The sequence below is a fragment of the Streptomyces sp. NBC_01171 genome (assembly GCF_045039805.1).
Classification (GTDB): Bacteria; Actinomycetota; Actinomycetes; order Streptomycetales; family Streptomycetaceae; genus Streptomyces.
Window position 1 is genome coordinate 808419 of the sequence record NZ_CP108609.1, and the last position, 13051, is coordinate 821469.

At 71.3% G+C, this 13051-nt stretch carries 13 protein-coding genes and 1 pseudogene; 8 read left to right on the plus strand and 6 right to left on the minus strand.

What is annotated here, in order from left to right:
• Nucleotides 1–2: 2 nt before the first annotated feature.
• Nucleotides 3–125, minus strand: coding sequence for a putative leader peptide (locus tag OG448_RS03755; protein WP_267881274.1), 123 nt, complete (start codon nt 123–125; stop codon nt 3–5).
• A 110-nt stretch (nt 126–235) separates the two neighbouring features.
• On the opposite strand from OG448_RS03755, the gene OG448_RS03760 reads away from it, so the two are divergent.
• Nucleotides 236–1069, plus strand: a complete 834-nt coding sequence (locus OG448_RS03760; RefSeq protein WP_405551501.1) for an alpha/beta fold hydrolase — start codon at nt 236–238, stop codon at nt 1067–1069.
• 3 nt (nt 1070–1072) lie between these two features.
• Here OG448_RS03760 and OG448_RS03765 read toward each other — a convergent pair whose 3' ends face one another.
• On the minus strand, nt 1073–1753 hold the full coding sequence (locus OG448_RS03765) for a Clp protease N-terminal domain-containing protein (RefSeq protein WP_405551502.1): 681 nt from the start codon (nt 1751–1753) through the stop codon (nt 1073–1075).
• Nucleotides 1754–1767: 14 nt separating this feature from the next.
• Here OG448_RS03765 and OG448_RS03770 point away from each other — a divergent pair, with 14 nt between their 5' ends.
• Nucleotides 1768–2076, plus strand: a complete 309-nt coding sequence (locus OG448_RS03770) for a hypothetical protein (RefSeq protein WP_405551503.1) — start codon at nt 1768–1770, stop codon at nt 2074–2076.
• Here the strand turns inward: OG448_RS03770 and OG448_RS03775 are convergent.
• Nucleotides 2045–2476, minus strand: coding sequence for a hypothetical protein (locus tag OG448_RS03775; RefSeq protein WP_405551504.1), 432 nt, complete (start codon nt 2474–2476; stop codon nt 2045–2047). The two genes, OG448_RS03770 and OG448_RS03775, sit on opposite strands and share 32 nt — an antisense overlap.
• 177 nt (nt 2477–2653) lie before the next feature.
• Here OG448_RS03775 and OG448_RS03780 point away from each other — a divergent pair, with 177 nt between their 5' ends.
• Nucleotides 2654–3871 (plus strand): sensor histidine kinase, encoded by a 1218-nt coding sequence (locus OG448_RS03780; RefSeq protein ID WP_405551505.1) that lies wholly within the window; start codon nt 2654–2656, stop codon nt 3869–3871.
• Complete coding sequence (locus OG448_RS03785) at nt 3868–4554, plus strand: response regulator (RefSeq protein ID WP_405558662.1); 687 nt, start codon at nt 3868–3870, stop codon at nt 4552–4554. The genes OG448_RS03780 and OG448_RS03785 overlap by 4 nt, the downstream gene beginning before the upstream one ends.
• Nucleotides 4555–5026: 472 nt before the next feature.
• Here the strand turns inward: OG448_RS03785 and OG448_RS03790 are convergent.
• Nucleotides 5027–5566 (minus strand): annotated as a pseudogene (locus OG448_RS03790) (YciI family protein); the annotation flags it as partial.
• Nucleotides 5567–5664: 98 nt separating this feature from the next.
• Between OG448_RS03790 and OG448_RS03795 the strand changes: the two are divergent.
• From OG448_RS03795 to OG448_RS03810, 4 genes are all read left to right on the plus strand, one after another.
• Entirely contained in the window at nt 5665–6294 is a 630-nt protein-coding gene (locus OG448_RS03795; protein WP_405551506.1) for an HAD family hydrolase, read from the plus strand.
• A gap of 508 nt (nt 6295–6802) precedes the next feature.
• Nucleotides 6803–8341 carry an AMP-binding protein gene (locus OG448_RS03800; protein WP_405551507.1) on the plus strand — a complete coding sequence of 513 codons (1539 nt, stop codon included), beginning with the start codon at nt 6803–6805 and terminating at the stop codon, nt 8339–8341.
• A 98-nt stretch (nt 8342–8439) separates the two neighbouring features.
• Entirely contained in the window at nt 8440–8895 is a 456-nt protein-coding gene (locus OG448_RS03805; RefSeq protein WP_405551508.1) for a MarR family winged helix-turn-helix transcriptional regulator, read from the plus strand.
• A gap of 32 nt (nt 8896–8927) precedes the next feature.
• A complete protein-coding gene (locus OG448_RS03810; RefSeq protein ID WP_405558664.1) occupies nt 8928–10331 on the plus strand; it encodes an MFS transporter in 1404 nt (467 codons plus the stop codon).
• A gap of 113 nt (nt 10332–10444) precedes the next feature.
• On the opposite strand, the gene OG448_RS03815 is transcribed toward OG448_RS03810, so the two are convergent.
• Nucleotides 10445–12643 (minus strand): SpoIIE family protein phosphatase, encoded by a 2199-nt coding sequence (locus OG448_RS03815; RefSeq protein WP_405551509.1) that lies wholly within the window; start codon nt 12641–12643, stop codon nt 10445–10447.
• Entirely contained in the window at nt 12640–13026 is a 387-nt protein-coding gene (locus OG448_RS03820; RefSeq protein WP_405551510.1) for an STAS domain-containing protein, read from the minus strand. Before OG448_RS03820 ends, OG448_RS03815 begins: the two co-directional genes overlap by 4 nt.
• Nucleotides 13027–13051: the final 25 nt, after the last annotated feature.

A 13051-nucleotide genomic window follows, 5' to 3' on the forward strand; every position in this document is an offset into this window, starting at 1 on the left:
GGTCAGAGGCGCGGTCCGATGGCGCTGCACACGCGCAGCAGGTCGATGTGCAGGCGGGAGGTGAGGAGGGGGGCGCGCAACGGCGTGCGGCCGCTGCGGCCGGTCACCGTCTCCAGGCGCGTCATGCGTCCCCACCTGTTCGCTGGACTTCCCCGACTTGGAGTGTCGGCCCGCGCCGGACGCCGCGTCAAGAGGGGGTCCATCCCTGGGACAGGGCCCTACGTACCATCACCCCATGAGCCAGATCCTCTCGATCGCCCGCCCCGACAGCGTCCGGAGCGTGCGCCTGGACACCGACCGGGGAACCTTCGCCGCGTTCACGGCCGCTCCCCCGGCCCCGCGCGGCACGGCCCTGCTGGTGCCGGGCTTCAACGGCAGCAAGGAGGACTTCCTGCCGCTGCTGCCGGGCCTGGCCGAGGCGGGCTACCGGGTCGTCGCCATCGACCAGCGGGGCCAGTACGAGACGGGCCCGGCGTCCACGGCTCCGTCGTACGCGCCCGAGGATCTGGCGTCGGACGTGATCGCACTGGCGGGGATGCTGGGCCCGGTGCATCTGGTGGGCCACTCGTACGGGGGGCTGGTGTCGCGCTTGGCCGTGCTGAACTCCCCTTGCGATGACAGCACTTGGGCCTCACTGACGCTGCTGAACTTCGGCCCGGCGGCGGTGTCGGAGTCGACCCGGGAGCGTCTGCGACTCCTGCTGGACGCCCTGCGCACGACCCCGGTCCCGGATCTGTGGCCCTTCCTCCGCCCGGAGGACGGCGGGGTCCCCGAGGAGGTGCTCTCCTTCCTCTCGGACCGCTGGGCCCGCAACGCCCCCGAGGCCCTGCGCCTGGCCGCCGAGCAGATGATCACCGAGCCGGACCGCAGCGAGGCGCTGCGCGGTTGCGGCATTCCCCTGTCGGTCGTCTTCGGCACCCCGGAGGAGACCTGGCCGGAGCGTGCAGCGGCCGCCATGGCACGGGAGTTGGGCGCCCGCTACACGGAGATCCCGGGTGGCGGGCACTCGCCGAACGTGTACGAACCGGAGGCGGTGATCAAGGCGTTGACGTCGTTCTGGGACGCGTGATGCCTACCGCTCGCCCCGCGCGGCGACCGTCTCGCGCAACTCCTCCGGCGTGAAGCCGAGTTCGCGCAGGATCTGGGCGGCCGGGCTCCCCTCGGCCCGGATCAGACCAAGCAGCATGTGCTCGGTGCCGACCCAGTCGTGACCCAGCTCGGTCGCCGCGTCCCGCGCCTGCTCGATGGCCGCCTTGCTCTCCTCGCGGAACGCGATGTGCCCCCGCAGCGCCTTCGTCCCGGCCGGCGGCAGCACCTCCGCGACCGCGTCCCGCACCCGCTGCTCCGACCCGGCCTTCGCCACCAGCGCCTCGTACGCCCGGCCCTGCGGTTCCCCGAGCAGGCCGAGCAGGAGGTGTTCGGTGCCGATCGAGTCGTGCTTGTGCGTCCGCGCGGCCTCCTGCGCCAGCACGATGCCGTGCCGGTTCAGATGGGTGAACCGCTCGAACGGCGTCGGCGCGTGCCGCTGCTGCGCGGCCTGCTTGGACACCCCGATGGCATCCCCGATCTCGGTCCAGGACGCCCCGGACCGCTTGGCCTTGCTCACGTAGTGATCGATGAGCTGATCCCCGAGATCGGACAACGTCTGCGCCCGCAGCCGCGCTTCACTGATGTGCGCGAGGTCACCGGCCTCGGGGAGTTCTTCGTCGAGTCGGGCGATCAGGTCGGCGAGATTGATGTCGAGTGGACTCATGCGTCAAGACTAAGTTGACGCTCGTCGGGCGTCAAGAAGAAATTGACGCACGGTGCCGACCGGACTCGGCGGCCGTCATCCGCTGTGACCTGGAGTCCTGGCTCGCGGTACCCGAAGCGGGCCTGGAGCAGATCAGCCAGAAGTACGCCTACCTCACCCTGAGCGTGCACTCCCTGGACCTCTACCAGGAGGAACCCTTCCCGGACCACCCGGTCCACGTACACGTCCGGGACCGGGACGGCGACCATGTCGACCGCGTCCGCTGGCTCGCCGGAAGGGTGGGCGGCCGGTTCACGGGGAGGGCGCGGACGGCACCCCTGTAGTCCCCCGGCACACCGGTCGACACCGCTTCCGGCGCGCGGAGACGGCCAGTGCCGTGCACAGGGCCGCGAGGGGGAGTTCCGCGCACACGGCCATGGCCACGGCGAGGGCCAGCTCCGGGCCGGGTGCGGAGGTGGCCACGTCGACGCAGGCATCGGCGAGGAGGAGTACGGCAGCGGCGGCAGCGGGGGCGCGGTGCCGGGGGTCGTGGCGCAGCAGGCGGCTCCCGGCGGTGAGCAGAGCGGCGGCCTCCACCGCGTCGAGGATGACCCAGGGGGCGGCCTCGGCGGGCGGCAGGGTGCCCGCCAGATAGCCGAGCCAGGGCAGCAGGGCGAGACCGGCGCCCAGGAGTACGCGGCCGTGGGCGGCACCGCTCGTGGGGGCGTGGGAGATGAGGGCCATGTCGGGCTCCACTTCCAGGGTCGGGAACCCGGCCGTCGGGCTCGTGATCAACCCTCCGGTTTCCGTTCCCTGGAGTCAGTAACGTCGCTGTCCGTCCTGGGGTGGCACTGGCTGCACCTCCGTCACGGATGGCAGGTGCATGGATGAACGCCGGGGCCGGGACCTACGGTTGGCCCCATGAAGATCCCGCCCCGGCCGCGGCGAGCGCTGACGCGCCTGACGCGCGACGTCTCCTTCCTCGCCCTGGGGGCACCGCTTCACCTCCTCATGGGGTTCCTGGTCTTCATGGACTTCGGCCTCGTCTGGGAGTGCGCCGAGGGAGGGGACGTCGGCGCGCCGGTCACGCTCGGGGGCGCGCTGGTGGTGACGGTGTGCTGCGTACCGGCTCTGACCGTGGCGCAGTGCTGGCGTTTCCGGCGGTTCCTCGGGCTCGACATACCCCGGCCGGGATTGCGGCGGCCAGGGCGTCAGTTCGGCTACCACTCCCTGGCCGGGGCTCTGTTGGGCGGGCTCGAAGCGCTGGTGGTGGGGCTGCTGGTGGCCGGGGCGGCCGCGGCACTGACCCCGGTGTGGGTCTACGCGCTGCCATGGCAGTGGCGGATCGAACACCTCGGCCTCTCCACGCAGGCCGCGTACGTCTGCGCGGCGGGCCTGGTCGCGCTGGCCACCGTTCCCACCTCGGCGGCCGCCCTCGTCCGCCTGGAGAGCCATGTCGGCCCCTCCTGGCTGGGCCGCGGCAGGGAAGAGGATCTGGCCCGACGGGTCGAGGACCTCACCGAGAGCCGGGCCGGGATGGTGGATGCCGCGGATGCGGAACGGCGGCGCATCGAAAGGGACTTGCACGACGGCGCACAGCAACGCCTCGTCTCCCTCGCCCTGAATCTGGGTCTGGCCAGGGCCACGCTGGTGGATCTGCCGCCGGAGGCGCGCGAGGTCATCGACACCGCACACCGGGAGGCGAAGGAGGCGATCGAGGAACTGAACAGTCTGGTCCGCGGGCTGCACCCCGCCGTACTGGACGAACTCGGCCTGGACGCCGCCCTGTCGGGCCTCGCGGCCCGCGCCCCGCTGCCCGTACGGCTGCGGGTGGACCTGCCACGACGGCCGACTCCGGCGGTGGAGGCGGTCGCCTACTTCGTCGTCTCCGAGGCGCTGACGAACGTCGCCAAGCACGCACGGGAGGCGACCCGTTCGGAGGTGACGCTCACCCTGCTGGGGGGGATACTGCGGGTGGTGGTCACGGACGACGGCCTGGGCGGTGCCGACTCCGCCAACGGGACCGGTCTCACCGGTCTTGCCCAGCGCGTACGGTCCGTTGACGGAACATTCCGGATGAGCAGTCCCGTGGGGGGACCGACCCTGATGAGTGTGGAGCTGCCGTGCCCGGCACGATGAACGAGGAGCCGACGGTGCGACGTGCGGTGATCGCCGAGGACTCCGTCCTGTTGCGGATGGGCCTGGTCAAGATCGTGGAGATGGCCGGCTTCGAGGTGGCCGCCGAGGTGGGCGACGGCCCGGGGCTGCTGGCCGCGGTGGCAGAGCACCGCCCCGACCTCGCGCTGGTGGACGTCCGCATGCCGCCCGGCTTCTCGGACGAGGGAGTACGTGCCGCACTGACCATCCGCCGCACCCACCCCTCGACAGCCCTGCTCCTCCTCTCCCAGTACGTCGAGGAGCGCTACGCCACCGACCTCCTCGCCGCCAACACCAGCGGCGTGGGCTACCTCCTCAAGCAACGGGTGGCCGACGTCGAGGAGTTCATCGAAGCACTCCGCCGAGTGGCGAACGGCGGCACCGCCCTGGACCCCCAGGTGGTGGCCCAACTCCTCATCCGCCGCACCACCACCCCGCTGACCCGCCTGACCCCCCGCGAACACGAAGTCCTCGCCCTCATGGCCGAAGGCCGCTCCAACGCCGGCATCGCCACCCAACTCGTCATCAGCGAAAGCGCCGTCGCCAAACACATCAACAACATCCTGATGAAACTGGACCTCCCCCGAGCCGACGCCGACCACCGCCGGGTACTGGCGGTGCTGCACTTCCTGGGGGTGGGTGATCCGCGGTCCGACGGCGGATGAGACTCAGGGGCGGGACTCGACTTCGTGGTCGCGGCCACCGTCTCCGGAGCTGTTCTGCGCCCCTCGCCTGCCCGAACCGGCCCACCGGGCGAATATCAGGAAGCGCTGTCGCGTCCGACCGGCGTCAATCACGTGGCAGTGCCGCAACGAAGTCCGACAACGCAACTGCCTGCGGCGGCGTCTGCCTACGGACATGACGTCGATAGTGGTCGGCGACCAGGCGGCGCAGTTCCGCCTCGTCCGGCTCTTCACCGGTCAGGGCCAGCCGGACCTGACCGGGCTCGCCCGTCATGGAGAGTGGCCTGGCCAGTGCGTCGAATCCGTCGGTGAACTCGTCGGGCATCTCCCACCAGGCTTCGGCGAACGCCTGGTCCCTCAAGACGTACATGTAGTAGTCGTCGTCGAACAGGATCACGGGAGCCATCGGGTTCGTCATCCCAGGGAGACGGCCCGTGCCGGGACCAGCGTCTTCCGGTCGGCCGCCGAACTGCCATGCGTGGACCTCGATCTCCGCGTAGCGGCCCGGGCCGAGGACCGCGCGTGCCGTCTCCGCGTCCGGCGCTCGTAGCAGGGCCGCCGTGCCCAGCCGGGTGTTCCCGTCGTCGGACAACAGGGGGCCGTAGGCGATGAGTTCGTCCCGGTCGGGTGGGACGGTGAGGTCGGCGGGCTCGGCCGGGCCCAGCCCGAGTACCAGGAAGCGGTCGCCGCCGGTCCGACCGCCGGGGAAGTCCCACATCGTGCGTCCCAGCAGGTTGCGCCAGCGACGCAGCAGGACATCCCGGTACACGCCCGCCTGGTAACCCGGCTCGTCGAACGCGAACGCGCGGGCAGCAGCCGCGTCGGGCAGGTCGACGATGTGCACACTGCCGCTGGGCAGCTCGCCCGAGAACGTCGGCCCCCGGGCGATCATCTCCGCGGCGTACCCGTCCATGTAGGACCAGTGCCGTTCGCCCAACTCCATCCGGAGCGCCAGCGAGTCGGACCGATCACGGTGATAGCAGAAGAACTCCATACCGGACAGTCTGTCGATCTCGGGGCGCCTGCGCAGGGTCATATGGTCAGGTGGGCCCACGACTGGTCACCTGTCGCTGCGCTACCCCTAGGACCGTGATGCCTTCCGAAATCTCCCGCAGGCCCTTCGACGCGGTGCTGTGCGACCTCGACAATGTGATCCGCTTCTACGACACGACCCTACTGGCCGAGTTGGAGCGTGATGCCGGGCTTGCGGAGGGCACGACCGCGAGGGTGGCGTTCTCTCCGGAAAGAGACCGGCCGCTACTCGTCGGCGCGGTCGACAAGCAGCAGTGGGTGGAGTCCATCGTCATCGGTCTCGCAGAGCACGTACCGGAGGGCCACGCACGCACGCTGGGCGCCGCGTTCGCGCAAACCCCGTTCTGGGCCGACGACGTCGCGGTGACCGTGCTTCTTCAGGTCCGGGCGCACATGCCCCTGGTGCTGGTGACCAATGCGGACCTGGAGCTGGAGGATGATCTGGCTTCCTTGGGTCTGGCGGACTTCGCGGACCATGTCGTCAGCAGCGCCCGAGTGGGAGTGGCCAAGCCGGATCGGGAGATCTACGAGATCGCGGCCAGGCAGGCGGGAGTCCCCATGCACCGCTGCTTGTTCGTGGATGACCTGCTCGAGAACGTCGAAGCCGCAGTGGAGCTCGGGATGACCGGCGTGCACTACCGCGAACCCGCCGATCTCCGTGGACCTCTGGGCTTCATGCTGGGCAGTTGAGCACGTCATGGACCACGATCCTGGACGCGAGGGTAAGTAGAGCCCGTACCGTTCGAGATTCGGTGAGGTGGACACGTGGTGTCGGCAGCGGTCGCCGTGCTCCGGGTGCAGGTCCAGCGCGGCGGTACGGCGGGCCTCCCCCCATCGGCTGCCCGCCCGCACGTTCGACGGTCGGGGCCCCACCGCGCACAACTACCTGATGACGGACGAGGATCGGGACTGGCGGCGGACCTGATCCGGGGGTGACGGCCGAGGTGTCCGTCGTCGCTGGTCAATGGGGGTGTACGGGACTGACATTGGCCGATTGACGTAGCCGAATCGGCTGATTGTCATACGTTCGCGTCCGTGAAGTTGGCGCTGTCCGGGCGGGCGTCCTAGAGTCGACTTGGTTGGTCTAGGCAACCTTTATTCGGGTGTCTTCCCGTCAGGTGCCTTCCCGTCCCCCCACAGAACAACAGCAACAACCGGCCGCGGACCGCAGTGTGCGCCCGGCCCAGGAGGACCCCCCATGCCCGACGTCGCAGCCCCACGCTTCCGCAACCCCGTGGAGGACATCCTCGACGCCCTGCGGGAGAACCCCGGAAGCGAGGCCCTCGTACACGGTGAACACCGGCTGTCCGCAGGGGAGTTCCGCGACCTGGTGCACCGGATGGCGTGGGCCCTGCAGGCCCAGGGGATCGAGCGCGGCCAGACCGTCACCCTGCTCAGCGGCAACCTGCCCGAGGCGATAGCCGTGCGCTACGCCGCGAACCTGATCGGCGCTCAGGTCAACCACCTGTACAGCAAGCTCTCCGCCGACGTGCAGGCCGCGATCGTCGCCGACGTGGAGACGCGGGCCCTCGTGGTCGACCCCCGGCTGACCGACCGGGCCGCGGAGATCACCGAGGCGGTGCCGGTCAAGTCGGTGCTGACGCTGGGCCCTTGCGACAGCGCCGAGGACCTGCTCGCCCTGGCGGCGACCGAGGACGCCATACCGTTCCCGAGCCAGGCGGAGCCGGACGACATCTGCGGCATCCGCCACACCGGCGGCACCACCGGTCACCCCAAGGGCATCTGCACGACCTTCCGCCAGGTGCAGGAGACGCGGGCCGCCCGCCCGGTCACGGGCGAAGAGACCGGGGAACAGCGGCAGTTGGTCGCCACGACCATCGCCCACGCGGCCGGGATGCTCGCCGACGCCGTGCTGGAGACCGGCGGCACGGTGGTCCTGCTGGACGACTTCGAGCCGGGCGAGGTGCTCCGCACCATCGAGCGCGAGCGCATCTCCCACATGTGGCTGCTGCCGCCGCTGCTCTACCAGTTGCTCGACCACCCCGACATGGCGCACACGGACACCTCCGGTCTGCGCCAGGTCCTCTACGGCGGCTGCCAGTCATCCCCCGCGCGGATCGCCGACGCCGTACGCCGCCTCGGACCCGTGCTGATGCAGGGGTACGGCCAGAACGAGGGCGGTATCTTCAGCGTCCTGTCCCCACAGGACCACGACCCGGACGACCCCGCGCGGCTGCGCACCGCCGGGAAGATCCTGCCCAGCGTCGAGGTGGAGATCCGGGACGCGGACGGCGACGTCCTGCCGAACGGCGAGCACGGCGAGATCTGCGTCCGCTCCGCCATGGTCATGCAGGGCTACTGGAAGCAGCCCGAGCTGACCGCCGAGGTCCTCAAGGACGGCTGGCTGCACACGGGTGACGTCGGCTTCCGCGACGACGAGGGCTACCTCACCGTGGTGGACCGCCTCAAGGACATGATCGTCGTGGTCGGCGGCCATGTGTACACCACCGAGCTGGAGGACCTGCTCAACAGCCACCCGGACGTCCTTCAGAGCGCGGTCTTCGGCGTCCGCGACGAGGACCGCATGGAGCGCGTCCACGCCGCCGTGCTCCTCACCCCCGGCGCCACCACGACGGCTGACGACCTCCGCGCGCTGGTACGGGCGGAGCGCGGCGCCATGTACGAGCCGGCCCGGATCACCTTCCCGCCCGCCCTCCCCCTGACGGACGTCGGCAAGCCCGACAAGAAGGAACTCCGCCGCCGCGCGACGCTCTGACGACGACCCCTCAGGGGCCGCTTCGAAAACGGGGGCGGCCCCTCGGCTCAGCCAGAGGCATATTGCGCAGCCTGGACTGCGCAAGTTAGCCTGTACATATGACCGAGATCGCCGGCACCACCGGTGTGTCCGAATCCGCCGTGCGTGCCGCACACGAGTTCCGTGTGGTGTTCAGCCGGCTGCGGCGTCGGATGCGGGAGAGCTACGACCCCGGCGACCTGACGCCGTCGCAGACGTCCGTGCTGAGCCGGCTGGACAAGGACGGGGAGGCGTCGGTCAGCGACCTGGCCGCCGCCGAGCGGGTGCGGCACCAGTCGGTGGCCGCGACCGTCGCCGTACTGGAGGAGCGCGCGCTCGTGTCCCGGCGGCAGGACCCCTCCGACGGGCGGCGCCAGTTGGTGTTCGTCACCGACAGCGGGCACGCCTTCCTGGAGGACCGCAGGCGGGCCGGGGAGAGCTGGCTGACCCGCGCGCTGGAGGACCGGTGCACGGAGGCCGAGCGACGGACCCTGCTGGAGGCCGCGGCCATACTGGACCGGGTCGTCCGCTCGTGACCCTGCGCCAACTGCTGCCCAGCCGGGCGAGGATGAGCGACGGCTTCGACCGCCGCCTGCTCGCCCCCATGATGCTGGGCTCCGTACTCAACCCGGTCAACTCCTCCGTCCTCTCGGTCTCCCTGGTGCCGATCGGCGCCGCCTTCGGGGCGCCGCCCGCGCAGACCGCCTGGCTCGTCTCCGCCCTGTATCTGGCCACGTCCATCGGCCAGCCGGTGGTGGGACGGCTGATCGACCTCTTCGGGCCACGCCGCCTGTTCCTGGTGGGGACGGCGCTGACCGGTGTCGCGGGCGTCGTGGGGATGCTCGCCCCGAACCTCGGTGTGCTCATCGCCGCCCGTGTGCTGCTCGGCTTCGGCACCTGTTCCGGCTATCCGGCCGCCATGTACCTGATCCGAAGCGAGGCCCGGCGCACCGGCCAGGAGAGCCCGACGGGCGTGCTCACCGCGCTCGCCGTCACCACCCAGACCGTCGCCGTCGTCGGCCCCAGCCTCGGCGGGCTGCTGATCGGTGTCGGCGGCTGGCGCGCCACACTCGCCGTCAACATCCCGCTCGCCCTGGTCGGCCTGTACCTCGGCGCCCGCCGCCTCCCCGCGACGCCACCGGCGCCCCGCACCGAGGACCGGCACCCGCTCGCCGCACTGGACCTGCCCGGCATGGGCCTCTTCGCCGCGGCCCTGGTCTGCCTGCTCCTCTTCCTCATGGAGCCCGGCGCCGCCCACTGGTACCTCCCCGTGCTGACCCTCCTCGCGGCGGCGGCCTTCGCCCGGCGGGAGCTGCGGACACCGCAGCCCTTCATCGACCTGCGCGTCCTGAGCGGCAACCTCCCCCTGCTGGCCACCTACACCCGCTCGCTGCTGGCGTACATCGTCAGCTACGCCTTCCTGTACGGGTACACCCAGTGGCTAGAGGAGGGCCGGGGGCTGTCGGCCTCGCAGGCGGGGTTGGTCCAACTCCCGCTGTTCGTGACCGCGTTGGTCGTCTCGACGCTCACCGGACGCAGGCAGGCGATCCGGGCCAAGCTCCTGGTGGGCTCGGCCGGGCAACTCGCCGCGTGCGCGCTGCTGCTGACGCTGACCGACGTGAGCCCGGTGTGGATGCTGCTGGCGGTCGTGCTCGTCCTCGGTGTGCCACAGGGCCTGAACAGCCTGGCCCTGCAGAACTCCGTCTTCCACCAGGCCGACCCGGAGCGCATGGGCTCCTCCGCCGGGCTGCTGCGCACCTTCGGCTACCTCGGCGCGATCGTCGCCTCCGCCGCGAGCGGTGTCCTCTTCGGGCAGCGCGCCGACACCGGCGGACTGCACCACCTCTCCTGGCTGATCCTCGCCGTCAGCGCCCTCTTCCTCGCCGTGACCGTCGCCGACCGCTCCCTGCGCGGCCTCGGCGTCACCCGCGACGAACCCGGACCCGCACGAACCCGTGAGGACCGGACGTGACCAAGCCCGCCGCCCTGCTCGTGATGGACGTCCAGCAGGCCGTCACCACCGAGAAGGTCTTCCCCCGCCAGGAGGTCACCGGCGTGGACGACTGGATCTCCGGCCTGTCCTGACTACTCACCCGTGGCGGTGAGGACGAGCACCGCCTGGTCGTCGTCGATGTCGTGGCCGCCGGTGAAGACGCGTACGGCCTCGGTCAGCGAGTCGATCAGGCGCCCGGCGGCGGGCGGACGCGGCGATCCGGCGAGGGCTTGGGCCACGCGCACGTCGCCGAACTGCTCACCGTCCGAGGCGCGGGCCTCGGTGAGACCGTCGGTGTAGAGCAACAGGCTCTCGTTCGGCCGCAGTTGCAGCCGACGCGGGCTGACGTGCGGGTCGGGCGCCACGCCCAGGAGGAGTCCAGAAGCGTCCACCGCGCGCACGGTGTGCCCCGCGTCGACGACGAGGGGCGCGGTGTGCCCGGCCCGGATCAGCTCGATGTCGAGGCCCTCCGGGGTCGGGGTGAACTGCCCGTAGACGAGCGTGACGAAGCCGGTGCCGTGGCTGCCGGGCCGGTCGCACAGCGCCCGGTTGACGGCCTCGACGACGGCCTGTGGGCCGGGGAGCAGCGGGGCGACGGCGCGGGCGGTGTGCCGTACCAGGGCGGTGGTGGTCGCGGCGGTCGCGCCGCGGCCGCAGACGTCGCCGAGCATGAACGCCCACCGGCCGTCCCGCAGCGGGAAGACGTCGTAGAAGTCGCCGCCGATGTCGAGTCCCTCGCCGGCGGGGTGGTAGTACGTGGCCACATCGGCGCCGGGCACGTCGGGGACGCCCGGCAGCAGCAGACCGGCCTGGAGGTCGCGGGCGAGGGTGACCCGGTGGGTGTACTGGCGGGCGTTGCGGGCGGCGGCGGAGGCCCGGCGGGCGAGTTCCTCCGCCAGCGCGACGGTATGCCCGTCGAAGGTGTGGTCGCCGACGCTCAGCAGGGTCATGGTGCCGAAGGTGTTGCCCCGGTCCAGCAGCGGGACGCACAGGTAACCGGTGACGTCCAAGTCGCGCCAGGGGCCCGGCCCGGTGGGCGTGCGGCGGGCGACCTCGCTGACCCCGGAGGCCAGGACCCGGGCCACCGCGTCGTCGGCGGCGTCGTAGACCGGGATGTGGGAGGCCAGCAATGCGCCGCGCTCGGCGTCCGGCGCGGCTGTCGCGATGCGGCGTACGCGGCCGGACTCCACGACGTCCACCGCGCACAGCGGTGCCAGGGTGGGCGCGCACGCGTCGGCGAGGCGCTGAAGGGTCTGGTCGGCGTCCAGGTCGTGGGCCAGGGAGGTACTGGCGTCCAGCAGGAAGGCCAGGTCGGCGCGGGCGGCCTTCTCGCGTGCCTCGGCCGCCTGCCGTGCCTGCTCGGCCTGGTGGCGTTCGATGGCCAGGGCGGCGGTGCCCGCAAAGATCCGGGCGAGCGCGAGGTCGTAGTCCTGCGGCGCGCGGGGCGTGCGGTGGTACATGGCGAAGGTGCCGAGCAGCGATCCGTCGCGGGCCAGGATGGGGGTGGACCAGCAGGCGGCCAGCCCTGCCTTCTGCGCCAGGTCCCGGAAGTCGTCCCAGTACGCATGCGTGGCGATGTCGGAGACGATCACGCTCTGCCGGCGGTGGGCGGCCGTACCGCAGGAGCCCACGCCGTCTCCGGCGGCGATGCCGTCGATGGCCTCGTTGTAGAAGTCGGGCAGGCTGGGGGCGGCGCCGTGGCGCAGATGGCGGCCGTCGGCGTCGGCGAGCAGTACCGAGACCAGCACCTCGTCGGGCGACAGCTCCTCGATGACACGGGCCATGCCGTGCAGCACGTCGGTCAGCGGGGCCTGGCGGGCGATCTGCTCCAGCAGCGCCACCTGCTCGGTCGTGAGCCGCTGGGCCTGTCTGACCTGGGTGGTCTCGACGCCGATCACGCGTACGCCGGTCACATTGCCGCCGGCGTCGAGCCGGGGCTCGTAGGTGAAGTCGAAGAACGCCTCGCGGACGTCGGCGCCTGAGCCGAGCAGCACCCGGCGGTCCCGGCCGGTGACGGACTGGCCGGTGCGGTAGACCCGGTCCAGCAGGCCGACGAAGCCCTGTTCGGCGAGTTCCGGCATCAGTTCCGCGAGCGGCAGGCCGGTGCGGGCGCGATCGGCGCCGCCGATCGCGGCGAAGAACGCCGGGTTCGCCGACTCCAGCATGTGCGCCGGTCCGGCGAGGGAGGCGAAAACCGCCGTGGAGTGCCCGAAGAGCGCGCGCAGATCGTCGTCCTGGCCGCCTCCCGGCCGGCCGGGCTCGGGCTGATTCAGCCCTGATACGCGCGTCATGCGCTCCGCTCCTCATTCTGTTGGACCGCCGAGACGACACCACGTCCGTCCGAGCCTGCGGCAAGCGCCTCAGCAGCGTCCTTGTGCACGGAGAAGAGCTGGTCCAAACCTGTCAGGGTGAACAGACGCGACACCGAGGCGGGTACGGCCGCCAGGCGCAGCATCCGCTGCTCGGCGGTGAGCCGCTGGTAGAGGCGGAGCAGCGCGCTGATCCCGGAGGAGTCGCAGAAGGTCAGGGCGGCGCAGTCGACCACGACCGGCAGCGTCCCCGTCGATCCGTTCAGTTCGTCGTCGGAAGCCTCGTGCAGTTGCACCACGCTGTCGAAGTCCAGTTCACCGCACAACACGAACAGCACGCCCAGCGCGTGCTGCCTCACATCCACCGAGAACACCCTCAGTTGCCTTCCA

Excerpts from the sequence above, each read along its gene's own strand:
- OG448_RS03755 (WP_267881274.1), bottom strand. The coding sequence starts at position 125 with ATGACGCGCCTGGAGACGGTGACCGGCCGCAGCGGCCGCACGCCGTTG.
- OG448_RS03760 (WP_405551501.1), top strand. The coding sequence starts at position 236 with ATGAGCCAGATCCTCTCGATCGCCCGCCCCGACAGCGTCCGGAGCGTG.
- OG448_RS03765 (WP_405551502.1), bottom strand. The coding sequence starts at position 1,753 with ATGAGTCCACTCGACATCAATCTCGCCGACCTGATCGCCCGACTCGAC.
- OG448_RS03775 (WP_405551504.1), bottom strand. The coding sequence starts at position 2,476 with ATGGCCCTCATCTCCCACGCCCCCACGAGCGGTGCCGCCCACGGCCGC.
- OG448_RS03780 (WP_405551505.1), top strand. The coding sequence starts at position 2,654 with ATGAAGATCCCGCCCCGGCCGCGGCGAGCGCTGACGCGCCTGACGCGC.
- OG448_RS03785 (WP_405558662.1), top strand. The coding sequence starts at position 3,868 with ATGAACGAGGAGCCGACGGTGCGACGTGCGGTGATCGCCGAGGACTCC.
- OG448_RS03795 (WP_405551506.1), top strand. The coding sequence starts at position 5,665 with ATGCCTTCCGAAATCTCCCGCAGGCCCTTCGACGCGGTGCTGTGCGAC.
- OG448_RS03800 (WP_405551507.1), top strand. The coding sequence starts at position 6,803 with ATGCCCGACGTCGCAGCCCCACGCTTCCGCAACCCCGTGGAGGACATC.
- OG448_RS03805 (WP_405551508.1), top strand. The coding sequence starts at position 8,440 with ATGACCGAGATCGCCGGCACCACCGGTGTGTCCGAATCCGCCGTGCGT.
- OG448_RS03810 (WP_405558664.1), top strand. The coding sequence starts at position 8,928 with ATGAGCGACGGCTTCGACCGCCGCCTGCTCGCCCCCATGATGCTGGGC.
- OG448_RS03815 (WP_405551509.1), bottom strand. The coding sequence starts at position 12,643 with ATGACGCGCGTATCAGGGCTGAATCAGCCCGAGCCCGGCCGGCCGGGA.